The organism is Vibrio phycocola, from assembly GCF_053850235.1.
In genome coordinates this window covers 161,816-186,204 of the sequence record NZ_JBSQDJ010000002.1, presented here as the reverse complement: position 1 = coordinate 186,204, position 24,389 = coordinate 161,816, and the positions used below count along the sequence as shown (strand labels likewise).

The following is a 24,389-nucleotide window of genomic DNA, read 5'->3' as shown; positions in this document are numbered from 1 at the left end:
ATGTGAATAAGGACATTATTCGCATCATTAGAGAGTTTTAGGATGGGATAATTTTAAGGTAAGAGGCAAGAAATCGATCTAAAACGCATAGCGAGTTGAAAGGATCAATCGGTCTCGGTCACTTACATCTGAAAGAAGCGAATAATCTCCGCTCACATAATCGACATAACGAAGCGTAGTTTTCCAGTTGTCGCTGATGTCGTATTCCAATTTGATCGACTGAATTCGGCCTCCTGCCATATCCGCATCATACGCTAACATTTGAGCCGATAAACTGAGTTGTTCATGGAGAAAACTTTGCGTGTAGATCAACGCCCAGCGCGCAGTTGCTTCATCTGGAGCAAAATCGGTCTCCATGAAATCATAGCTATCGAAGTCAACGATGGTTGAGGCTTGGAATTCCACAACCAATCGACCAATACTCGAGGGATCGTAATCAAACCCTAGCGAACCAATAACGCGATCGTAACGACTCATTTCACCATTATTACTCTGTGCTTCCATCCCATTCTCAAACGCACCTTCTGCTTTCAGTAAAAACGCATCAATAACATAACTTGTGGCCAACGCAATAGTGTGAGTTCGAGGGTACTGAACATCGACAATAGAGCCATTTCCCAATTCCAGAACTGGAGTGTGAGACAACTGAGTAATAAGGTTAAGCTGCCAATCAAGCGCGCCTTTTACCCCAGAGAATGAGCTAAACCAGCCCATATTCTCTAGCGAAAACGCTTCCGCTTCGAGCTCGAAACCAGACGCTTCTAACGTACTTTGAATACCGATATCAAAATCAGAACCGGTGACTGGGTAACGTAATAATTCATGAGTATGAACAATCCCAGCTTTAATCAAAATATCACCGACATTCCCCTTTAGCGCGGTGGTCCACGCTGGAGCATAACTGTCACCAACATCGACAATACCGGGTACTTCCAAGTTCTGCGCATACAAAACATTCGAGGCGGACAGAGCGTCGGCCATACCCAAAGTAATACGTTGAATACCTGTACTGATTTGCCAATTACCCAATTGATAAGAGGCTTTGAGCTCATTTATATCAGAATCAAATTCTCGAGCATCAACATCGTCATCACTCCACGTCTCATCAGATCGCAGATCGAAAATAAGATCGGTGCTTAACTCAATATCCGCATCAATACGAAACTCGTCATTCGGTTGATAGGTAATGTCTGGATTGAGACTAATAGCCAGACTTGATAGGCCAGAATAAGCCTCGTCAACGGCGGTATCTTCATTACTATTGGTGTTGATAATCGTTTTAACACCTGCTGCCAATTCTATTTGGAGTGGACCTGTTTCACTTTGAATGGTTTCGATTTCAATATCGGCAAAGAGATCTTCGGCGAATAAATCAGAAAATTCATCTGCAATTGCCGAAACCGAATATAACGAGAGTCCCATCAGTACAGTAAGGGATCGAACTCTCAATCCCTGATACTGTTCTAACTGTGCTGGCTTAGGATAATTCAAAGCCATACGCCTTCTCCTCATTATAATCCCCGTTCTAAGCGATTTAAGGTAAACTCACCGTCATCCAACGCCGGACCAACGTCAACATCGTCCACTTTCATTAACGTGCGGTGCACCGTTTTACCGTTTTTCTGAGTGATCATTTGCGTTTCTAGGTTAATCCAGTAGCCATTTATAAACTCCGATTTCGCGATATTAAGGAGCTTTATTTCTCCTTTTTTCTTCTTGTAGCTAATGCCGCGAACAACCTGAAAATTATCTTGTTTCACGTAGATGATTGAGCGGGTATAGCCATACTTATCAATGATCTCGTCGCTCACTGGGAGAGATTCAATAATCCAAACGGAAGCGCCATTGACTTGATCTTCTTTAATTATTTTATAGTTCCATTCTTCTAGGTTCCGGTCGTTCATATCGGCGTAAGAGAAATCACTCCCCATAAAACTCGAGGTCTTATCGGCGCTGGCAATCCGTTTCGTTTTCTTCAGCGAAGGCAATAGCATCCATTGGTCGTCATCTTTAACGGCTTCGCCATAATCGACCATAAGAAATCCTGTCCCTTTCACATCTGACGGTTCTAAAAAGAACATCAGCGATTTTTCATCATCACCAAACTTTTTTCTCGAAGTCGTTAATGAACGAATACGCTGTTTCCCTTTATTATCTACCAGCACCATGCTCATTTTTGAGGTTAGAGAATCCGGCTCAGGAAAGGCATCAACGTTTTGCATAATTTCATCAGCAGTTAGCGCCAATGCCGAGCTTGATAGCGCGATAGTGGTTACGGCAGTCACTAATTGAACGATTTTTTTCATGTTAAGCTCCTGTGTGAGCAGTCGTTTGAGACTGGTGATTTCGATAGTACCAGCGCAATAAAAAGGGAGTTAGAGTGAAGTTAGAAATCAGTGCGAGAATAAAGGCGGTACCGCATAAAAAGCCTAAATTAAACACACTCGATACTTCACTGAATAGAAATACATAAAAGCCAACGGTCAAGACAATACACGTGGTGAGCAGTGCCTGACCTGCCCCAGCAAAGGCATCCAACATCGCATTATAACTCGTGTGTCCTTGCTCCAAACCGTAGCGGAAATGGTGGGTAAAGTGCACGGTGTTATCCACCGCAATACCAATTGCAATTGTTGCGACTAGCATGGTCAGCATATCGAGCGGAATCCCCATCGGATGCATAAAGCCCATCACTACGATGATCGGAGCCATATTTGGGATCATCGCAAGCGCACCTAAGCCAAATGATGACAGCAGTAACATCATCATGATGCCAATCACTATGGTCGCAATCAGATAACTAAATGCCGTCGACGTAATCAGGGCCGACAACGCCCCCGCCATAATGGCGACCAGCCCAGTGACTTTAACCTTAGCGCTGTCACCGAATATCTCGGCACCTTGCTGTTGCAGCTCGTCGACAAGGTGGCTGTAATGGATCAAGTCATTCCAAGGCAATACCAAGCGCATTTTGGTTTGGCTGAAATCACCATCTACAATTTTGAATAGCTCATCGGAGGCACTATTTTCAAATAAGAACAGTTCTTCAATCAAGAGCTGCTCTGAATTGGGCAAACGATACTGGCTATTTTCGCCGCCTTGAAGAGCGCGATTCGATTCCCGCACCACATCAATAATAGAGCTAGTTCCTTTTATCTCGACTTCACCATCTTTAAAACCATTAAGCTTGTCTTGCCAAATCGCCAATTTTTTCAGTAATTCGAGATTTTTTATACCATTGCTTTTACCCGTATCAATCACCACATCAAAGGTCATGGTTCCGCTCATATTGTCATCGATAATTAAGGTGTTTTGAGTGATCTCAGACCCCTGCGGCATCCAGTTCATCGGGTCATGAGAAAACTTAAGATTCGCGATTTGAGTCAGTGAAATCAATACCACCACTAACCAAGCTATCGCAAGCTTACCGCCATGACGCCAACTAAAATTCGCGATTATTTCCATCACATGACTAGCGCTGTGACGTTCACTTTTCTGTGTCACTTTTCGCATTGGCAATATCATAACAACCGCAGGAATCACACAAATGGTTAATACGAATGCGAGCATGACTCCGACAGCAGCAAACACACCTAAATTTCTAATCGGCACGACATCGGCTATACCCAAAGACAGCAAGCCGCCTGCGGTGGTTAAAGAGGTCAATAACATCGGAACCGCGGTACGCTCAACAGCATGGATCATTGCGGACTTTTTATCGTCTCCAATTCGAATCTTACGATAAAAATGCGTCAGTAAATGCACGGCGTCACCAATGGTGATCGCCAATAAAAATGACGGCAACAGAATAAGAGGAAGCTGAATTTTATTTCCGGTTAAGACCAATATCGATATCGTCAGCAGTAACGCCGCCAAAACCGCAAACATAGGCGCAGCCACCGCGTTTAACTGACGGAAGAAGACAACCAAGGTTAACGCTATCAACAATACCGTCAAACGCAGGAAGAAACTCATTTCCGATTGCATCGTGTTTTGCAGCGCTTGATCAATAAGCGGCATCCCAGCAAGTACCGGTTTCAAATCTTGGTAGTTTTCTAGCTCAGTTCGGATCATAGAAATAAGGGATATCACTTGATCACGGCTAACTTCTGGCAGCTCAGTGTTTAGTTCTGGATCTGGATTTTCTGAGTCAAAATTTGTGGCCGAAAAATCAAAATCATCTGTGGCAAAAGGATCTTGCTCACCGTCTATTTCACTTTGGTCTTGGCCATAGTCGTAGGTTTGTAACTCAATAATGATCAACGCCATGCTCCGATCTTCATTCACTAAGATCTCATTGGCCAATTTGTTTTGAGTTATTCGTCGTTCTATTTCAGCAACATCTGTATCGTTTTTTGGCAATTCATCAATCAGGTCTAGCACCTGAAGTTCATCTACCGAACCCTGTTGAAATGGCGCATTAACCAGACTGGTGACATCGCTGACATACGGTAACTCGTATTCAATATATTCATGGAGACTTATTAGCTTAGTTAAAAACTCAGGGGTTAATACTTCACCCTGTAATGCCAACATGATTACATCATTGCGACCAAACTGCTCTTTTACTTCATTGTAAATAACGCGCACATCGGCTTGTTCGTCGACAAAGCTTTCCATTTCAGGATCAAACTCAACCGATCTCAGTGCTGTCGAAAATGCCGCCAACAACATGACAAAAACCAGCAGCGATGTTTTCGGACGCTGCATAATTTGGTCGCTTAGCTTGGAGAAAAACCCTTCCAACTGCTGTCGCCATGTCGTCATCTTATTTCTCCAAACCAAAAAATTGCGTCAGTAATTGGCTATTCAGTTCCGCCAACTGTTCATAAAATTCATCATTCATTCGGCCTGGTTCAAGTTCCTCAACCATAGGCTGGAGCACCTTAGGCATCACCAACATGCTCTGAATAACGGTTCGAATAAGGTGAGGGTCATAATCCTTGCCACTCTTATCACCAATTTCGCGAGAGGTTTTAAGTGCTAATTGCAACACTCGTTTAAATATGGTGTCCATAATCCAGTCACGCATGTCATTGCGTTCGTATAAAACGGTTCGGAGTATTAAATGAGTAAATTCTGCAGGAACAGAACGATAGAAATTGAGAAAGAAGCTATTTAGATTTTCATGATTCAAATCATCCAAGATGTACTCTAAACGATCCAAATTATGATTGAGGTAAGAGCCGAGCATTTCGCGGAACAAGCCGCTTTTTGACCCAAAATAATACCCAATCAGTGCGGAGTTAACTTGCGCCCTATCGGCAATTTTTCGAATTGAAATATTGTTGTAACTGTTTTTAAGAAAGAGTTCACGGCTCGCATCCAACAATGCTTGTCGTTTACCATCATCAGAGGATTTGGTTTCGGTCATTGTTAAGATCCAAGCAAATTAATCAACTGATTAACAGCTTAGATCTTTGCTTACAGTTAAGACATCTTTTTCGCTAATCAAATTTAATCATTTGATTAAAGTCAAAAACAACTTAACTCGTCGACTGCAATAACAAACAAATCACGATCAACCCCATGCCAAACCAGCCGATCAAAGGAATCACCTCACCGACCACCAACACGGCTAACGCAGCGGCAACAACAGGCTCAAACAAGGTTAATAACGTCGCGCTGCTGGCCTTAACATGCCTTAATCCGAAGCCAAACGCGATATACGCAATACACATTGGGATAATAGCCATGTAGCCCAAAATCAGCGTATTTGATGCAGAAGTAAACAAATTGCCACCCGTAAATGCCAGTGTGGGAAGCAGCAACAGCGCGCCAAGACCAAAAATACTGCCAAGTGCCGCTTGAGATGGGATCCCCTCATCAATCATGGCTTTCGCTATCCAAGAATACGTTGCATAGGTGAGGCCTGCGACAAGGCCCAAAACAATGCCCAACGTTTGTAGGCTTTCATCCCGTGTTGGAACAGAATGAGCGGAAACAGAATGAGCTGAAACGGAAGACTCAGAAAATGTGAGTAAGGCAATACCAACCATTCCAATAACAAAGCTAATTAGCCACTTTTTTGTAATATGACTATTATTGCTAAAAAGACGCTCTAATAACACAGTAAAGAAAGGCGCCGTAGCGATGGAAATTACCGTTCCTACCGCCACACCAGCAAGTCGCATCGACGTGTAAAAAGCCAGTGGATACACAGCTAACGCTAACGCGCCGATCAACAGCATTTTCTTGTGTTTGATTAATTGGCTCGATGCCTGATTTAACGCCTTATAAGCAAAACATGCTTGTAAAAGTCCACCAACGCCCATGGAAAAAGCACCTATTGCGAGAGAACTAATCTCAGGAGCAAAGCTCGCAGCCGTGCCAGTAGTACCCCATAAAATTGACGCGAACAAGATTGCGAAGCTACCAAATTGATAGGGTGTAATTCGATGTTCAGCCATTAACATTGTCATTTTAACTCTTTCCCGTGCGTTATCTTAGTCATTAGGATAACGAAGTTAAAAACATATATTTGTGCTAAAAGGACGTAAACATTGATTAACGAGACGCTTTTAATCAAGATTGACTAAACTCTCGAGGCGTACGCCCAAAGTAAACTGAGAATCGACGGCTAAATGCAGAAAGGTCGCTGTACCCAACTTTCTCAGCCACCAACTGAACCGGTAAGTCGGTATACGTCAATAGGGCTTTCGCTTTTTCCATGCGTTGCTGCGTAATGTATTGAAGAGCACTCATTCCCAAGCTCTCTTTGAAGAGCTTTTTAAATTGCGTGGGACTTAGAAAAGCCGCCTGAGCAAGCTGAGTAATCGTTAGCGGTTGGTCAAGATGTTCAGCAATGAATGACAACACCGTACGAATACGAGGATCAAGCGTTTGAACGATATCCTGCTGTTCAAGCAACATCCCGAAAACACTCAGTATCGATGCTTCCATTCCACTATCAACTTGATGCTCTAATTGCTTTTCAACAAACTGAAGAAAACTCAGCATCGGCGGTGACACAGAAAATACACTCAGGTGACTATTAAGCAAATGAGCGGGTAGCTCAGCCATATCGGCCACAATAAAACGCGAAGCTTCGTCGGCTTTGAATCCATGTGCCACACCAAGAGGAATCACCACACATTCACCCACCGACACTTTGCCCACGTAATCATTCATCACCATGCTAATACTGCCTTGAATCGGCAATACCAGTTGGTGATGATCACTGTGCGAGTGACTTTTCAATTGCTTGGTGTAACAGCGAATACTTAAACTTGTTTTCATCAGGGCCACAGGTAAATGAAAAGAAAAAATAGTATAACGCCTAAATACCGATCCTTAAATCTTGAATAAAGCGAGTCATATCTGACAAAAAGAACTAAGCACTTCTACTGCAAAATGATTCCGATATTAAGCCTATTTAATTCAGCCTATTTAATTAAGATAATTAACCTTGGAATAAAAAAAACCACTTCCTACTTTTCTTTAAAATATAGAGTAAAAAAACATCATTTAGAAATGATGCCATAACACTAATTGTTAATTTATTAATGATTCAGATCAATTTTATATCAAATGTCTAAAAAATAAAGTTTTAAAAAATAAATTTATATTTTACAAACACTTACAACTAAACATACCCCCAAAGTAGTAGCACGTGCAATTGCATTTATTTCGCGCCGTGAATAAACTAAATTCACACTAAGAAACAATAAAAAATTGATCATTATTACTCGCTGTTTTAGGCAAACTATTTTTGTAACGTATCGATAAAAACACCAAATAAAAACCGAAAACCTAATTCAAAAATAGCCACCAGATTCAACAAAAATGTCTTCGAATTTGGTACCACAACGGCGAGAACAGATTTAAAATTACTACAAGGACCTGGGACATGAGCAAGCAAAGAATAATCGTGGTCGGAAATGGTATGGTAGGCCATAAATTTATCGACACTCTCATACAAACTGAGCGCGATGACTTTGAAATAATTACGTTTTCTGAAGAGCCACGGTTAGCCTATGACCGTGTTTATCTTACATCATACCTTGAAGGAAAATCAGCTGAAGATTTGGCTTTGACCAGCGAAGCTTATTACCAGGAAAACGATGTTACTTATGCGGTAAACGAAAAAGTAGAACAGATAAAAATCGAAGAAAAGCAAGTTATCACCACCAGCGGTCGCGTCGAAGCTTACGATAAATTAGTGTTTGCGACTGGGTCTTACCCGTTTGTTCCACCGATCCCTGGAAACAACCAAGAGCATTGCTTTGTTTATCGCACACTGGAAGATCTCGATGCAATTGAAGCATCAAGTAAACAAAGTAAAAGTGGCGTTGTCATTGGCGGAGGCTTGCTAGGTCTAGAAGCCGCGAATGCAATTAAATCTCTAGGTTTAGAAACTCACGTTGTTGAGTTCGCACCACGCTTGATGGCCGTACAACTCGATAACGGCGGCGGTGACCTACTACGCAGTAAAATTGAAAGCATGGGCGTTTCTGTGCACACAGGCAAAGCAACTACCGAAATCGTCGCCGGTGAGCAAGCTCGTTACCGCCTTAACTTTTCCGATGACACATTTATAGAAACCGACATCGTAGTCTTTTCAGCCGGCATTCGTGCTCAAGATGAATTGGTAAAAGGCACCGAGATCGAACTTGGTGCGCGTGGCGGTATTGCGATCAACGACCATTGCCAAACCAACCTTGCCGACGTTTACGCAATTGGCGAATGTGCCGCTTGGCAAAACCAAACCTACGGCCTTGTAGCACCGGGCTACCAAATGGCCAAAGTCGCGGCAATGCATATTCTAAAAGATCAAGCAGCACCTGAATTTGTCGGCGCAGATATGAGCACTAAGCTCAAGCTACTCGGTGTTGATGTGGCTAGCATTGGTGACCCAACCGGTGAAACCCCAAACTGTAAGAGCTACGTGTATCTAAACGAAACCCAAGGCGTCTACAAACGTTTGATCACATCTGAAGACAACAAAACCTTACTTGGTGCTGTTTTAGTGGGCGATGCTTCTGATTACGGCAATTTACTTCAGTTAAAACTGAATGACATGGAGCTGCCAGAACATCCTGATACTCTGATTCTCCCAGCTCATGCAGGTGCAGAAAAACCCGTGATGGGCGCAGATTCACTGCCAGAAAGCGCGGTAATTTGTTCTTGTTTTGATGTCACCAAAGGAAAAATAGCTCAAGCTGTTGCCGAAGGCCACCACACCATCGGCGATATTAAAGCAGTAACCGGTGCAGGTACCGGCTGTGGTGGCTGTGTTCCTCTTGTGACCGATGTACTCAATGCTGAACTTACGAAAGCGGGAATCGAAGTTAACGACCATGTATGTGCACACTTTGAATATTCTCGTCAGGAATTATTCCACCTTATTCGCGTTGAAGGCATCCAATCCTTTGATGAATTAATAGAAAAACACGGTCAAGGTTATGGCTGTGAAGTATGTAAGCCAACCGTGGGTTCTATCCTTGCATCTTGCTGGGGTGAACATATTCTCAACCCGCAATTGGTCGGCCTTCACGATACCAATGACAACTTCCTTGGCAACATGCAAAAAGATGGCACGTATTCTGTCATTCCTCGTATGGCTGGCGGTGAAGTGACGCCTAAAGCGCTCGGCGCTCTCGCTAAAGTCGCGGAAGATTATAACCTGTACACAAAAATTACCGGTGCTCAACGTATTGGGCTATTTGGCGCTCAAAAAGACGATCTTCCAGCAATTTGGCGCGAGTTAATTGACGCTGGATACGAAACCGGACAAGCCTACGCGAAAGCCTTACGCATGGCGAAAACCTGTGTCGGTAAAACCTGGTGCCGTTATGGTGTGCAAGACAGTGTCGGCCTTGGGGTTGAGTTAGAAAACCGTTACAAGGGAATCCGAACGCCTCATAAAATGAAGTTTGGTGTGTCTGGTTGTACTCGCGAATGTGCCGAAGCGCAAGGTAAAGACCTCGGCATTATTGCCACTGATGCGGGCTGGAATATGTACGTATGTGGAAATGGCGGGATGAACCCTCGTCATGCCGACCTACTCGCCTCTGATCTTGATAAAGAGACTCTGATTAAGTACATCGACCGTTTCATGATGTTCTACATCCGTACTGCAGACAAGCTGCAACGTACGTCTTTATGGATGGATAACCTAGAAGGTGGCATCGATTACCTACGCGATGTTGTGATTAATGACAAATTAAACATCAACCATCAACTCGAACAGGATGTCGAGAAGCTGATTGAAGAATATCGATGTGAGTGGACCGACGCCATCAACAGCCAAGAGCAATTGACACGTTTCTCTCATTTCATCAACTCAGGTCAACGCGATGACAATGTTGTGTTTGTGACTGCCCGTGAGCAACATCGTCCGGCAACTTTTACTGAAAAACACCCTGAACTTAAAGGCGACATCATGCACGTAACTTTGGAGGAAGAAGTATGAGCAATTGGACCAAAATCTGCGAAGTAAACGCGATCGCACCGGGAACAGGTGTTTGTGCTTTAGTCGACAATCAACAAGTTGCGGTATTTCGCCCGCGATCAGATGAAAACGTGTTCGCGATCAGCAACATGGATCCATACGGAAAAGCGAATGTGCTATCTCGCGGCTTAATTGCCGAACATAAAGACGCACTTTGGGTGGCGAGTCCGTTAAAAAAACAGCGGTTTAACCTCGCAACTGGCGCGTGCATGGAAGATGAAAACTACAACGTAAAAGCCTACAGCACACGCGTGGTAGATGGCTTAATTGAAGTCTCCGCATAAGCTGATTTAAATTTTCGCCATCGAGATTCAATAGCTTAAACACTCTCGGTTTTTCGTATAAAGACTGAACCACCGAGAGTATTTCACTATTTAATTTTAACTTTTAACTTTTAACTTTTAACTTTATGTAGGTATTAACTATGTCAGATCCAAAACCAATGGAATTCGTTCAAACCATGATTGATGTGGGCGAAGCGAAAGTAAAAACCGGCACTCGTGATCTTATTCTTCGCGGCACAATGGCGGGCATCATTTTATCTTTAGCGGTTGTGGTTGCGATTACCACAATCGTTCAAACCGGTATCGGCATTGTGGGCGCACTCGTGTTCCCGGTCGGTTTTGTTATTCTGAGCCTAATGGGCTATGACTTGGTTACTGGCGTATTTGGTCTAGCACCACTGGCTAAACTCGATAACCGCCCGGGTATCACCTGGAGCCGAGTATTTCGTTGTTGGGGGCTCGTTGGATTGGGCAACCTAATTGGTTCTCTCATTGTTGCTGCGTTAATTGCTGTTTCACTGACGAAAAACTTCAGCATCGACCCAAATGCAATCGCACAAAAGTTCATTGCTGCATCGACCGCTCGCTCTGCTGGTTTTGAAAGCTTGGGAACCGATGGCTGGATCACTTGTTTTGTTCGCGCTATTTTTTGTAACTTAATGGTATGTCTAGGTGTAATTGGCAACATGACCGCTCGCTCAGTTCCAGGTAAAGTGGCCGCAATGTGGTTCCCTATCTTTATCTTCTTCGCACTCGTGTTTGAGCACACTGTTGTTAACATGTTCCTATTCCCACTGGGTATGATGTTAGGCGCCGATTTTGGTATCGCAACTTGGTTAAATTTCAACCTCGTTCCAACCATTCTAGGTAACATCGTTGGTGGCTTAGTGTTCACGTGTTTACCTCTTTACTTAACTCACGCAAAAACAGCGCCAACACTGGATTCAGAAAAAACTGAACAACGCGCTTTAAAAACTGCAGTTAATACTAAATAGGTCCTATCAAATCCCCCATTCATCCCCTTCGATTACTTAGGGGATGAATTTAAATGCTTCAAATTTCTTCCAGCTAAAAATTACATTCTTAAATCCGTAAAACTAGCAACCTCTAACTAGGATATTATTTCCCGTTTTGGACGCGAGATAACATTCCATTAACACCGCGCTACGTCTTTAAAATAAACTTCCAAAATTATTTACAAATCTCAGATCTCGTCTAACTTTTAAATATGTAACAAATAATAATCATAACGTTGAAGAGAGTAAGCATGAAGATTAAACATAAGCTGTGGGGTTTAACGCTTTTCGCGCTCCTAGCCCTAGCGTCAGTAGTCGCGATAACTGAGATCGCGAACTTAAAAATATTAAAAATCGAAAAAACCTTAATTGAAGTTAAGTCTCTAGAAATCTCACTACTCAGCCTAAGCAACTATGAACTGGAGTATCTTTACTCTCATGATGTGACTTTAACAGAGAAGTTTAGTAAAGAAGCGAAACATTTTGATGCTTTCCTCAAGACTTTTAAAGAGGAGCTTGAAGCTTTAAATATCCCTACAGACAAATTTTCGACTCTGCAAGAAGAAATTCGCCTTTACAAGAAAGACTTTGCTCTGCTGGTTGATGGGTTTAATGCCACTGGAATAAATGACAAAAAGTTAGTCGGTGAAATGAAACATCTCCTTGAAGATATCAATTCTATATTTCTAACGTTTGAAGAAGCTCTCGAACATGAAATTGAGACAAACCAAGCCAGCATAGCCACTACCATTGTCGTATCGATACTCCTAGTTACAGGCATTCTTCTAACTATGTCTTTCTTTATAACAACTCAAATTATTCGCAAGATTGGTGACTTAGGTCAAATCATGGCCGATGTCCAAATTAATAATGATTTCACCGTTAGAGCTGACTCGAGTGGTATGGATGAATTTAGTTGCATGGCCTTTAGGTTTAACGATTTACTTTCAAAAGTTCAAACTCTCATAAAAAGCACACAAAACACTATTACTGAGCTAAATGGGACATCTAAAGAACTCGAAACGGGTAGTGTCCAAACTCAGGAAGCATTAAGTCAGCAGCAACTAGAAACCGATAGTGTTGCAACAGCAATGACGGAGATGAGAGAAACGATTAGAGAAGTTGCAGTAACCACAGAACATGCGGCAGAAAATACTCAAAATAGCTATCAAGTCGCTCAAGCGGGACTAGAGGATATCGAAAAGACTCGAAATACCATTACCGAATTATCGTCGGAGTTGGTAACAGCGAGCAACGAAGTTGATAGCCTTTCAGCCTTATCAGAGCAAATCAATTCAGTACTCGATGTAATTAAAGGGATTGCCGAACAAACGAACTTACTGGCTTTAAATGCTGCTATTGAAGCTGCTCGTGCAGGTGAACAAGGCAGAGGATTCGCGGTTGTTGCTGATGAAGTAAGAACATTGGCAGGTCGAACGCAAAACTCTACTGAGGAGATCAGTACCATTATCACATCGGTACAACAACAGACTCAGACCGTGGTCGATACAATCACACACTGTACAGAAAACGGACAGAAAAGTGTGGTCAATGCCGGTGAAGCACATGCTAGGATCCAAACAATGATGGCAGATCTGCAGAATATCTTAGACAGCAGTACTCAAATAGCAACGGCCGTCGAAGAACAAAGTGCGGTATCTGAAGAGATGTCTAGAAACATTAACAACATTAGTAATATCGCGTTGGATAATGTTCAAGCCGTAACTCAGAACACGGCATCGTCAGAGCAATTGGCGGTTCAAGCAGATGAATTAGCACATGCGATATCGCTATTTAAAGCCTAGTTAACTGTATTGGTTCAAACTAGAGCTGAAACATCGTTACATGAATGATTGTTAACCAAACAAAAATGCCCCATCTCTTTAAACTCTAGAAAGGACATGGGGCATTCTGGTTAAGAGACAAATATACAAAGGCCTAGTTTGCAAACTAGGCCTTTGATTTATACTCTAAGTAAACTGATACCGTTGCAGGTCAAGCTTTTACAACCGTCAACATTACATCGACATCGCTTTATCAAATACAACGTGACTGTATGCGCCGACTGGTTTCTTGGAGATCACGGGGGCAGATTCACTACCCAACAAAATTTCAACAGTACGTTCATAGGCCGCAGGATCTAAATAGCCGATTCCTTTGCCCGATGTATTGAGCAATTTCGCCACCTCACCCATCATACGAACCTGATGCTCTTCAGTTTGAGCACCTGTGTCATCGTAATCGAGAACGATCATTGCAGCGTCTTCGGTATTGTCCGCTGCCCACTGCCACCCTTTAATGGTTGCTTTTAAGAACTTCGCGTAGTTTTCCACTTTTTTCGCGTCGGTTAGGTCCTCTTCCATCACGTAAAGTCCATCTTCGAGTGTTGCAACACCTTGATCTTCATATTTAAACAAGGTCAACTCAGAAGGCTCTAAACCACCGTCTAGCACTTGGCCGTACTCATTGTAAGTCATGGTTGAAACACAATCTGCTTGGCCTTGGAAAATCGGGTCGACATTAAAGCCTTGCTTTAGAACGGTCACACCATCACCGCCCATCGTTTCATAGCCCAATTTAGACATCCAGCTCAAGAACGGGTACTCATTACCAAAGAACCATACACCAAGTGTTTTACCGCCAAAGTCTTGCGGTGTGCTGATTCCACTAGATTTCAAACAAGTTAACATCATCCCAGATTTGCCGTAAATCTGTCCGATATTCACCATTGATAAACCCTTTTCACGTGTTGCCAAAGCAGAAGGTAGCCAATCGACGATAATATCAGCACCACCACCAGCCAAAGCTTGTGCTGGAGCAATGTCGGGCCCTCCGGGTTTAATCGTGACATCCAAACCCATCTCTTTGTAATAGCCTTTTTCTAGAGCTACGTAATAGCCGGCAAACTGAGCTTGGGTTACCCACTTCAGTTGTAATGTTAATTTTTCTGCCGCATTTACAGCCATGCTTGAAGCAAACATAACTGCACAAACTGCTAGTGAAACGTATTTTTTCATCCATGTATCCTCGTTTATTGCCTAACAATGAGCGCTTTAAGTTACTTGATATGCGTTGTTCGCACTGACTGATGCCAGAACAACACAATCCTTTCAAGTAGCGCTAAAGCACCGTAGCTCATGGAACCAGCCAAGGCTGCAACGAGAATTGTCGCCCAGACCATTTCCATATTCATCCGACCCACTTCAGTCGAAATTCTAAATCCCATACCAACGATGGGAGTACCAAAAAACTCCGCAACAATAGCGCCAATTAACGCCATGGTAGAGTTGAGTTTTAAAGCATTAAAAATAAAAGGTAGCGCCTGTGGAAGCTGACTTTTAAAGAAAATATGTCTCTTCTTAGCGGCATACGTATGCATAAGATCTTTGTGTAACGGATCAACAGACTGCAAACCGGCCAGCGTGTTAATAAACATTGGGAAGAATGTCATCACCACGACAACAGCCGCTTTTGACTGCCAATCAAACCCAAACCACATCACCATAATCGGGGCGATACCCACAATAGGAATAGCCGAGACAAAGTTACCCAATGGCAACAAACCGTTCTGTAGAAAACGACTTTTAACCGCCCACTGCGCAACAAGAAAACCCGACGTACACCCAATGACATAACCCGCGATCACGGCTTTCATAAATGTTTGTTTAAAGTCCGCCCACAGAGTGGGTAAATTAGAAATAAAAGCCATGAAAATATTACTTGGCGCGGGTAACAGAACCTGTGGAACTTCATAGCCTTGCGTTAAACTTTGCCAACAAACCAACAGTACCAGAGCAAACAGTGCAGGAACCAAAGGCTTAATCAGTGTTTTATTGCCCTTGTCATTTACCACGAGTTTGGCTAGATAAGACATCAACATTGCCGCGCAAAACACCGAAATTGGCAGTAATACAATGAGCAACGCCTGTCGGTTATAGAAACCCGGCTCCAAGAAAAAACAGATATAAACCTGTACCAATAACAGAAAAAAATACGCAGCATTTTTTTGCATTAGACTCATACTTTCATCCCTCTGCGCCGTAGTAGCACTTTTTCAAATATCGCGACGATGGTCACCAAGCTCGCACCTAATATTGCGGCCATGAACAGTGCGGACCATATTTGTTCGGTTTGCCCATAGTACGACCCGCTAAGTAAGCGAGAGCCTAGACCGCCTTGTGCCCCAGTCGGCAACTCCGCGACCACCGCGCCTACAAGCGAAGCCGCAATACCAATTTTGAGACTAGCGAAAAGATATGGCTGTGCAGAAAACCAGCGCAATTTCCAAAACAGCTGAGATTTAGACGCGTTATACGTTTGCAGTAATTCCATATGCAATTTATCGGACGACCTAAGCCCTTTAACCATACCAATCGTTACCGGGAAGAAAGAGAGATACATAGATATAATGGCTTTCGGGATTACGCCAGTGAGGTTTATTGCGCCAAGTACAACAACAATAATGGGCGCAATCGCCAATATAGGGATTGTTTGCGACGCAATAACCCATGGCATAAAGCTCATTTCCAGCGTTCGGTTGTGAATAATACCGACGGCAATCATAATGCCCAGCAAGGAACCAAGCAAAAACCCTAACATAGTCGATTCGAGAGTGATCATCGAGTGATAAACGAGTGATCGCTTCGAGGTCACTTTAGTATCAAAAACCGTTTTATACCATTGCTGAGCAACCTGATGAGGCGGCGGCAGCATTGGCCTTTTTACGCTATACGCTTCCTGTGCGATTTGACTGTATGACCATTCCTGGTTTTTACGTTCATAGGTATTAATCAGTTGATTGCCATTCATCCATAATGACGCTCCATACCAGATCACAATGACGGTAATCACAGTACACGCGACAGCAAACCATTTTTGGTGTGTGAGTTTTTCTTGCATAACCTTACCCGTCTTAGTCATTAATCGATGGCATGTTCATCTGCCAGCGCTTCACGAATTTCAGCTGCGAGTGCGTGGAAGGTATCGGTGTCTCGTAGCTCCAATGTCTTCATTTTCGGCAACGGACTCTTGATAATTTTGGTAATTCGACCCGGCCTCGGAGACATGACGACGATGTGCGTTGACAACATTACCGCTTCCGAAATTGAGTGCGTAACAAACACCACTGTCTTGCGTGTCTCTTGCCAAATTTTTAACAATTCAATATTCATGTGGTCGCGAGTAATTTCATCCAATGCTCCAAACGGTTCATCCATTAGCAGTAAGTCAGGCTCAATACACAATGCACGTGCAATCGAGGCACGTTGTTGCATTCCTCCCGAGAGCTGCCAAGGGTACTTTTCATGAAAATCTTGCAGTCCCACCATTTTCAAATATTTATCAATTTTCTTATTTTGGTGGTCCTGAGAATGACCGGCAATCTCCATGGGCACTGCACAATTTTTGTTGATCGTTCGCCAAGGCAATAACGCTGGCGCTTGAAAAACATAGCCGTATAACCGATTTAAACGGGAGTCTTCAGGTGTTGTTCCATTAACTTTAATCTTTCCCGATGTCTGCTTTTCCAAATCTGCGATCACGCGCAACAAGGTTGTTTTGCCACAACCTGATGGCCCAATAAACGATACGAAATCACCTTCGTTAATTTTTAAATTGATATTGGATAGCGCATTGACCGGACCATCGTTAGTTTCAAAAACCAACGACAAATCTTCCACTTCAATCATTGTTCTATTTGAGTGCGACACTGCATTCATATTGACTTCTCTTCTAATCGACAGGTTTATTAATCACGCGTAACGCTAACCGGTTGGTTATCTGCGTTGTATTTTTTAACCGCATCAAAAATGTTTGGAAAGGCCGGTCTCTTGATGTAACGCCCTGCCCCTTCAACGACATTTAATTCGCCGTTAGCGTAAACAACCTTACCCTGACTAATCGTAATAATTGGCGCGCCCTTGACAGTGCGTCCTTCGAAGATATTGAAGTCGATATTTTGGTGATGTGTCTTGGCGGAGATGGTGTGCTCTTGATCAGCGTCCCACACAACGATATCGGCATCCGAGCCAACCGCTATGCACCCTTTTTGTGGAAATATATTGAAGATTTTTGCAGCGTTGGTAGACGCTACCGAGACAAATTCATTTTCCGATAGGCGTCCTTTATTGACGCCGGAATCCCATAAGACCTTCATTCGATCTTCGACACCTGCGGTACCATTTGGAATTTTCGTAAAATCATCTTTACCCGCTGCTTTTTGCTCGGCGCAGAAACAGCAGTGATCCGTTGCTGTGGTCTGTAACGTTCCGCCTTGTAATGCGCTCCATAGAACTTCCTGATGTTTTTTAGGACGGAATGGAGGACTCATCACATGGGCAGCCGCTTTCGCCCAATCTTTGTTGTAATACACCGAATCATCAATTTCCAAGTGACCGGCAAGCACTTCACCATAGACTCGTTGGCCTTCATGACGTGCTCGAGCAATTTCATCCACTGCTTCCTTACAAGAAACATGAACCAGATAGAGTGGCACTCCCAAAGATTGCGCAATCCGAATGGCACGGTTGGCCGCTTCACCTTCTACTTGGGTTGGGCGAGATTGTGGGTGCGCTTCTGGTCCTGTAAGTCCAGCAGCAATTAACTTTTGTTGTAAGTGATATACCAGCTCGCCATTTTCGGCGTGTACCGTTGGCATTGCACCAAGCTCAAGGCAACGGTTGAAGCTGTTTACTAGAGTTTCGTCTTCCGCCATTATCGCGTTTTTATACGCCATAAAGTGTTTAAAACTGTTGATGCCATGTTCGTTGACCAACTTACCCATATCTTCATAAACCGAGTCATCCCACCAGGTGACCGCAACATGAAATGAGTAATCAGAGACAGAGCGCGAGGCCCAATCCATCCAAGTATCGTATGCTTCCATCAGCGGTTGTTGAGGATTTGGAATCACAAAGTCAATGATCATCGTTGTACCACCAGCCAAACCTGCGGCAGTGCCGGTGTAAAAATCTTCGCTTGCGACCGTTCCCATGAATGGCAATTGCATGTGAGTGTGGGGATCAATACCACCGGGCATCACTACCTTTCCAGTAGCGTCAATGACTTCAGTGCCGTCTGGTACTGATAAGTCAGTTCCGATTTGCTGAATAATGCCATCTTCACAATACACATCTGCAAATAGAGTTGTATCGGCGTTTACGACTTTTCCACCTTTGACTAATAATCCCATTCTGCCATCCTTTTCATCTGTCCATGTCTAGCGGCTTCGAAACAACAATGAATCACACGCTAAGTTTTATATTGATTCCCTATGCAATCATCTGACCAATTGGACAAGATATATTTTTAATCACCTATTAAACCACCCCTAACACCATGAAATTACTAAGTTTATTAATTTAAAAAATAATTCTACTCCCTAAATAGTGGACTAATATTTATTTATCCAAATACTCACTTTGACCCAAAACTGGGCGTAACATAACTGAGTGGTGCAATATCGTTCAATAATCTCATGCTTCTATCTTTCTTTCTGCGGAGTCCATTTAATCCCCAAGAGTAAAAATATATAATAAACAATAAGTTAACAATATTTTTATCAAAATCTGTCCAACTGGTCAAAAGATTGCATCTGTCAATTTGATTATTTTTGCACTCGACACTCGATTGCTTAGGAGCCATACATGAAAACATTTAAAATAAATAGCGACCGTTTATGGGATAGCCTGATGCAGATGGCTAAAATAGGCGGGACAGAGAAAGGCGGATGTCGCCGACTTGCTCTCACCGATTTAGATAAACAGGGTCGAGAGCTTTATATAAAGTGGGCTGAGGAAGCTGGTTGTACGGTTAAAGTTGACCAAATCGGTAATATTTTCTGCACTCGACCTGGAACGGATAACAGCCTTCCGCCTGTTGGTACTGGTAGCCACTTAGATACGCAGCCAAGCGGTGGAAAATTTGATGGTGTGTTTGGCGTACTTTCTGGCTTAGAAGTAGTGCGTTCGCTAAACGACCATAACATTGAGACCAAACACCCAATTGAAATTTCAGTGTGGACAAATGAAGAAGGGTCACGCTTTGCGCCTGCTATGATGGGTTCGGGTGTGGTTTCGGGACGCTTCTCTCTAGAAGAGATCTTGGATACGAAAGACGTCGATGGGATTCGCTTAGGTGATGAATTAGAGCGCATTGGTTTTGCAGGAAGTGAACCCGCAACACAACGCAGCTACCACGCCTTTTTCGAAACCCATATCGAACAAGGACCTTACCTCGAAGCAGAAGACAAAATTATTGGTGTCGTCACAGGTGGTCAGGGTCAACGGTGGTTTAATGCGACCATCACAGGTCGTGAGTCACATGCAGGGACCACACCAATGCATCTAAGAAAAGATGCCCTACTGGCAACGACAAAACTGATCCAAAAAATTGAAGACATTGCCAATGACCACCCACCTGGTTGTGGCACTGTTGGATTTGTTCAGGTGACACCAAACTCTCGTAATACCATACCCGGAGAAGTGTCCATCAGTATCGATATGCGACATCCAATCGATGAAGAACTTACTAAGATGGACCTAGAGCTGAAAGCTTATGTGGAGGCGTTACGTATAAGCGATAGCGTTGACATCGCTCTTGACCCATTCTGGTACTATGAGCCGATCCATTTTAACCAGAACTGTATTAGTGCGGTACGGAGTGCGACACAAGATTTGGGCTATAGCCATATGGATATTATTGCCGGTGCAGGCCACGACGCTTGTTATGTTTCGGACTTCGCTCCGACCAGCATGATTTTCACACCTTGTTTGAATGGTATTAGTCACAATGAAATAGAGAGTACCACACCAGAAGAGTGTGAAGCAGGCTGTTCTGTCTTGCTTAACGCGATGCTAAGAATGGCAGAATCGGCATCACTTATCGAAACCACAGAGACTGAAGCCGAAATCACGTAATCCGAATTCTAACGCTTTACGAAATAGCGCTTTTATTACATAAAACGCCATTACAGAAAATGGAGTGTGGCATTACACCAAACTAATGCCACACCCTTTTAATACCAACCGTGTAATCAACTCCACACCGGTATCGTAATCTTCATCATCCAACTCTTTTTTATCGAGCATAATGCAACTTTGTAAAGCGTGATCAGCGTAACCTTGGGTCGATGTCCATAGCATAAACATCAGATGTTCAGGACTGATCGGATCCATCCACTTTTTGGCAATCCAGCCACGAAAAACATCGCAAGTTCGGTCAAATTGATCTTTCAATTCCGTCTTGAGCTGCTCTTCCAAGAATTCCGCACCATGCAGTATCTCTGCTGCAAATATTTTTGAGGCTTTCGGATGCTCCTTAGATTGCTTTATTTTATTGCGAATATAGTTACGCAGAGCATCTCTTGGATGTTGATCCACCGTCATGGCATCCATGTGTTTCATCCACAACTTTAATTGGTTGTTCAGCACTGCCTGATACAATGCTTCTTTGGTTTTAAAATAGTAGAGAATGTTTGCCTTAGGTAAATCGGCCTCTTCAGCAATCGCAGCAATGGTACTTCCGCGATAACCTCGCTCAGCAAAAATCGTTTCAGCCACCGATAAGATTTGCTCCGAATTTCCTTTCCGTATATCCGCTAATTTTCGACGTACAGAGGTTCCTGTTTTCTCTTTTTTCATTTCGTTTCTATGCACCCTTATGAAACTTCATGCCAAATTATAGTGCGAACATGTCAGCGAGTAAGATTCAATTTGTGAATTGAATTTGAGACTCGGTGCTCCATTTTCATTGAAATTCTATTATAACAAATAATAACAAACTAATTAACTCATTGTTTTTAATGAAATTTAACTAATCCATCCTAAAAATACTAACCATTTGGTCAGGAGTTGGCACAAGCAATGCAAGCGTCATCCAGTATTCGTTTAACATTACCATGGAAGGGAACCCCGAATGAATTCCTATACCTCTGCTATAGATGCGACACAGGAATCGGCACTGGACGAGCTGTTCACTGATATTAATCCTGCGCTAACCGATCGCCAAGCTAATATTGAAAGCTCTCGCTGCTATTATTGCTACGATGCGCCATGTATAAAGGCCTGCCCTAGTGATATCAATATACCAAGCTTTATTTCTAGTATCCACAATGGAGACTTAGAAGGTGCGGCTAAAACCATTTATGACAACAATATTTTAGGAGGAAGTTGCGCCCGAGTCTGTCCGACTGAAATACTTTGTGAGCAATCGTGTGTGCGTAATAAAGAAGAAGAATGTTCACCCGTGTTGATTGGTCTATTACAGCGCCACGCGACAGATAACGCCAAGTTTACTGACCACCCGGTCAACAGAAATACACCCACAGGTAAAACCATCGCAGTTGTCGGAGGCGGACCTGCCGGCTTATCGTGCGCACACCGCCTATCTATGCTTGGGAATGACGTAGAAATCTTTGAAGCAGAATCAAAAGCGGGTGGACTCAATGAATACGGAATCGCCAAATATAAACTGACCAATAATTTCGCTCAAAAAGAGGTCGACTTCATTTTAAGTATTGGTGGCATCACTCTGCATACAAATACCGCTCTTGGCCGTGATATTGAATTAACCGAACTGACTGAAAGATTTGATGCGGTATTCATCAGTATTGGCTTGCAAGGAACCCGTGCTTTGGGTCTAGAAGGTGAAGAAACAAGTGGTGTCTATAACGCTGTTGATTTCATCAAGGAGCTACGCCAAGCCGAGGATATCGACAAGCTCGACGTTCCTAAAAATAGCGCGGTTGTCATTGGCGCAGGTAATACCGCTATCGATATCGCCTGTCAGTTAAAGCGTCTAGGAACAGAAGAAGTAACCTTGGTTTATCGCCGTGGTTATGAGCATATGACAGCGACTGAGCACGAACAGCAAATTGCAAAGAACCACGAAGTTAGGATCAAAACCTGGTCTCGTCCTGAGGCCATTACGTTTACTGATGACGGTAAGGTCAGTGGCATGGTGTTTCAGAAAACAGCCCTTAAAGAAGGCAAACTCATCGATCTAGAGCAGCAATTTGATGTTCCTTGCGAAGCCATATTTAAGGCTGTGGGCCAAACATTAACCTTACCGGAATCTAAACAATGGTTACCTGAGATGTCTGGTGGAAAGCTTTTCACCACAGACAACTTCCAAACCAATTTAAACAATGTATTTGCTGGTGGAGATTGCACAAGCGTAGGTGAAGACTTAACAGTAGAAGCCGTACAACAAGGCAAACTCGCCGCGATCGCCATCAATGAGCAACTCACTATTGGTGCCAACATAATTGCAGAGGGCAAATAACATGGCTGACTTATCAACGAATTTTATTGGTATTAAATCTCCTAACCCATTCTGGCTTGCTTCAGCGCCACCAACTGACAAAGCTTACAACGTTGAACGTGCCTTTGAAGCGGGCTGGGGTGGCGTTGTTTGGAAAACGTTGGGTGAAGATCCCGCCGCAGTCAATGTGTCATCTCGCTACTCAGCAATATATGACACTTATGGTGAGGTAGCAGGGTTTAACAACATCGAACTCATCACCGACCGCTCATTGGAAGTAAACCTACGCGAAATCGAAGCTGTGAAAAAAAGCTGGCCTGACCGAGCATTGGTTGTATCGTTAATGGTGCCATGTGAAGAAGAGTCATGGAAAAAAATTGTTCAGGAAGTGGAAAAAACCGGAGCGGATGGACTCGAACTAAACTTCGGCTGCCCTCATGGCATGCCAGAACGAGGCATGGGTGCGGCAGTTGGCCAAGTACCAGAATACGTTGAGCAAGTTGCACGCTGGTGCAAGATGTACTGCAAGATACCAGTGATCGTGAAACTAACGCCTAACATCACAGACATTCGCTTCCCTGCTCGAGCCGCTAAGCGTGGCGGTGCCGATGCCGTTTCCTTAATCAATACCATTAATTCAGTCACAGGAATCGATCTCGATAATATGGTGGCTCGACCAACCGTTGATGGCAAAAGTACCCATGGTGGATATTGTGGCCCAGCAGTCAAACCTATCGCACTAAGCATGACGAGCGAGATTGCACGAGATCCTGAAACCTACGGTTTACCGATTTCAGGCATTGGAGGGATCAGTAATTGGCGAGATGCCGCAGAATTTATTTCGCTCGGTGCTGGTTGTGTTCAAGTATGTACCGCGGCAATGGTCTATGGCTTTCGAATTGTCGAAGAGATGAAATCTGGGCTTTCAAATTGGATGGATAGCCAAGGGTATGAAACGATAGAAGACTTCCGTGGTTTGGCCGTACCAAATACCACCGACTGGAAGCATCTAAATATGAACTACAAAGTCGTAGCGAGTATTGATGAAGATAAATGCATTGGATGTGGTCGTTGCTATATTGGCTGTGAAGATACCTCACACCAAGCCATATCTATGGTTGAGCAGCAAGAAGGCACGAATAAGTTCAGCATCATCGAAGAGGAGTGCGTTGGCTGTAACCTTTGCCAAATCACATGCCCTGTTGATGATTGCATTACCATGGTTCGTAAAGATGAAGACAAGCCTTATATGGCCTGGACGCAGGACCCGCGTAACCCTTATCGTGATGCCTCATAAACAAGAGATAGCTATCCGCATTAGGTCTCATTAAAAACCAAATGCCCCATAACCTTTGACGTAAAAAGGTGATGGGGCAT

The 24,389-nt window shown here is 43.4% G+C and carries 19 protein-coding genes; 7 read left to right on the top strand and 12 right to left on the bottom strand.

Translation table 11 applies throughout. The features are described 5' to 3' along the window. Positions 1 to 78: 78 nt before the first annotated feature. The 6 genes from ACWU4D_RS04125 to ACWU4D_RS04100 form a co-directional block, all read right to left on the bottom strand. Positions 79 to 1,497, bottom strand: coding sequence for a DUF1302 family protein (locus ACWU4D_RS04125; RefSeq protein ID WP_456050126.1), 1,419 nt, complete (start codon positions 1,495 to 1,497; stop codon positions 79 to 81). 14 nt (positions 1,498 to 1,511) lie between these two features. Next, positions 1,512 to 2,306 (bottom strand): outer membrane lipoprotein-sorting protein, encoded by a 795-nt coding sequence (locus ACWU4D_RS04120; RefSeq protein ID WP_456050125.1) that lies wholly within the window; start codon positions 2,304 to 2,306, stop codon positions 1,512 to 1,514. 1 nt (position 2,307) lies between these two features. Then, positions 2,308 to 4,767 (bottom strand): efflux RND transporter permease subunit, encoded by a 2,460-nt coding sequence (locus ACWU4D_RS04115; protein WP_456050124.1) that lies wholly within the window; start codon positions 4,765 to 4,767, stop codon positions 2,308 to 2,310. Position 4,768: 1 nt separating this feature from the next. Beyond that, positions 4,769 to 5,374, bottom strand: a complete 606-nt coding sequence (locus ACWU4D_RS04110) for a TetR/AcrR family transcriptional regulator (protein ID WP_456050123.1) — start codon at positions 5,372 to 5,374, stop codon at positions 4,769 to 4,771. A 112-nt stretch (positions 5,375 to 5,486) separates the two neighbouring features. Beyond that, a complete protein-coding gene (locus ACWU4D_RS04105; RefSeq protein WP_456050538.1) occupies positions 5,487 to 6,416 on the bottom strand; it encodes a DMT family transporter in 930 nt (309 codons plus the stop codon). Between the two features lie 109 nt (positions 6,417 to 6,525). Continuing rightward, positions 6,526 to 7,239 carry a helix-turn-helix domain-containing protein gene (locus ACWU4D_RS04100; protein ID WP_456050122.1) on the bottom strand — a complete coding sequence of 238 codons (714 nt, stop codon included), beginning with the start codon at positions 7,237 to 7,239 and terminating at the stop codon, positions 6,526 to 6,528. A 610-nt stretch (positions 7,240 to 7,849) separates the two neighbouring features. Here ACWU4D_RS04100 and nirB point away from each other — a divergent pair. The 4 genes from nirB (at position 7,850) to ACWU4D_RS04080 (ending at position 13,558) form a co-directional block, all read left to right on the top strand. Then, positions 7,850 to 10,414 (top strand): nitrite reductase large subunit NirB, encoded by a 2,565-nt coding sequence (gene nirB / locus ACWU4D_RS04095; RefSeq protein WP_456050121.1) that lies wholly within the window; start codon positions 7,850 to 7,852, stop codon positions 10,412 to 10,414. After that, a complete protein-coding gene (gene nirD, locus ACWU4D_RS04090) occupies positions 10,411 to 10,737 on the top strand; it encodes a nitrite reductase small subunit NirD (protein ID WP_456050120.1) in 327 nt (108 codons plus the stop codon). Before nirB ends, nirD begins: the two co-directional genes overlap by 4 nt. A 140-nt stretch (positions 10,738 to 10,877) precedes the next feature. After that, a complete protein-coding gene (locus ACWU4D_RS04085) occupies positions 10,878 to 11,732 on the top strand; it encodes a formate/nitrite transporter family protein (protein WP_456050119.1) in 855 nt (284 codons plus the stop codon). Positions 11,733 to 12,004: 272 nt separating this feature from the next. Further along, positions 12,005 to 13,558: a methyl-accepting chemotaxis protein gene (locus ACWU4D_RS04080; protein WP_456050118.1), complete on the top strand. Its 1,554-nt coding sequence runs from the start codon at positions 12,005 to 12,007 to the stop codon at positions 13,556 to 13,558. Between the two features lie 213 nt (positions 13,559 to 13,771). On the opposite strand, the gene ACWU4D_RS04075 is transcribed toward ACWU4D_RS04080, so the two are convergent. Genes ACWU4D_RS04075 through hydA form a run of 5 tightly spaced genes read right to left on the bottom strand, consistent with a single transcriptional unit; the run spans position 13,772 to position 18,942 of the window. Then, on the bottom strand, positions 13,772 to 14,770 hold the full coding sequence (locus tag ACWU4D_RS04075; RefSeq protein WP_456050117.1) for an ABC transporter substrate-binding protein: 999 nt from the start codon (positions 14,768 to 14,770) through the stop codon (positions 13,772 to 13,774). Between the two features lie 41 nt (positions 14,771 to 14,811). Then, a complete protein-coding gene (locus tag ACWU4D_RS04070; protein ID WP_456050116.1) occupies positions 14,812 to 15,774 on the bottom strand; it encodes an ABC transporter permease in 963 nt (320 codons plus the stop codon). Further along, positions 15,771 to 16,652, bottom strand: coding sequence for an ABC transporter permease (locus tag ACWU4D_RS04065; protein ID WP_456050115.1), 882 nt, complete (start codon positions 16,650 to 16,652; stop codon positions 15,771 to 15,773). The genes ACWU4D_RS04070 and ACWU4D_RS04065 overlap by 4 nt, the downstream gene beginning before the upstream one ends. Positions 16,653 to 16,672: 20 nt before the next feature. Beyond that, entirely contained in the window at positions 16,673 to 17,470 is a 798-nt protein-coding gene (locus ACWU4D_RS04060) for an ABC transporter ATP-binding protein (RefSeq protein ID WP_456050114.1), read from the bottom strand. 29 nt (positions 17,471 to 17,499) lie between these two features. After that, positions 17,500 to 18,942, bottom strand: a complete 1,443-nt coding sequence (gene hydA / locus ACWU4D_RS04055; protein ID WP_456050113.1) for a dihydropyrimidinase — start codon at positions 18,940 to 18,942, stop codon at positions 17,500 to 17,502. Between the two features lie 454 nt (positions 18,943 to 19,396). On the opposite strand from hydA, the gene ACWU4D_RS04050 reads away from it, so the two are divergent. Further along, positions 19,397 to 20,668, top strand: a complete 1,272-nt coding sequence (locus ACWU4D_RS04050) for an allantoate amidohydrolase (protein WP_456050112.1) — start codon at positions 19,397 to 19,399, stop codon at positions 20,666 to 20,668. Between the two features lie 72 nt (positions 20,669 to 20,740). Here ACWU4D_RS04050 and ACWU4D_RS04045 read toward each other — a convergent pair whose 3' ends face one another. Continuing rightward, positions 20,741 to 21,391 carry a TetR family transcriptional regulator C-terminal domain-containing protein gene (locus ACWU4D_RS04045; RefSeq protein WP_456050111.1) on the bottom strand — a complete coding sequence of 217 codons (651 nt, stop codon included), beginning with the start codon at positions 21,389 to 21,391 and terminating at the stop codon, positions 20,741 to 20,743. 274 nt (positions 21,392 to 21,665) lie between these two features. Here ACWU4D_RS04045 and ACWU4D_RS04040 point away from each other — a divergent pair, with 274 nt between their 5' ends. Together ACWU4D_RS04040 and preA are read left to right on the top strand one after the other, a co-directional pair. Beyond that, entirely contained in the window at positions 21,666 to 23,033 is a 1,368-nt protein-coding gene (locus tag ACWU4D_RS04040; protein WP_456050110.1) for an NAD(P)-dependent oxidoreductase, read from the top strand. Position 23,034: 1 nt separating this feature from the next. Continuing rightward, positions 23,035 to 24,309 carry an NAD-dependent dihydropyrimidine dehydrogenase subunit PreA gene (gene preA / locus ACWU4D_RS04035; protein ID WP_456050109.1) on the top strand — a complete coding sequence of 425 codons (1,275 nt, stop codon included), beginning with the start codon at positions 23,035 to 23,037 and terminating at the stop codon, positions 24,307 to 24,309. The last annotated feature ends 80 nt before the right edge of the window (positions 24,310 to 24,389 follow it).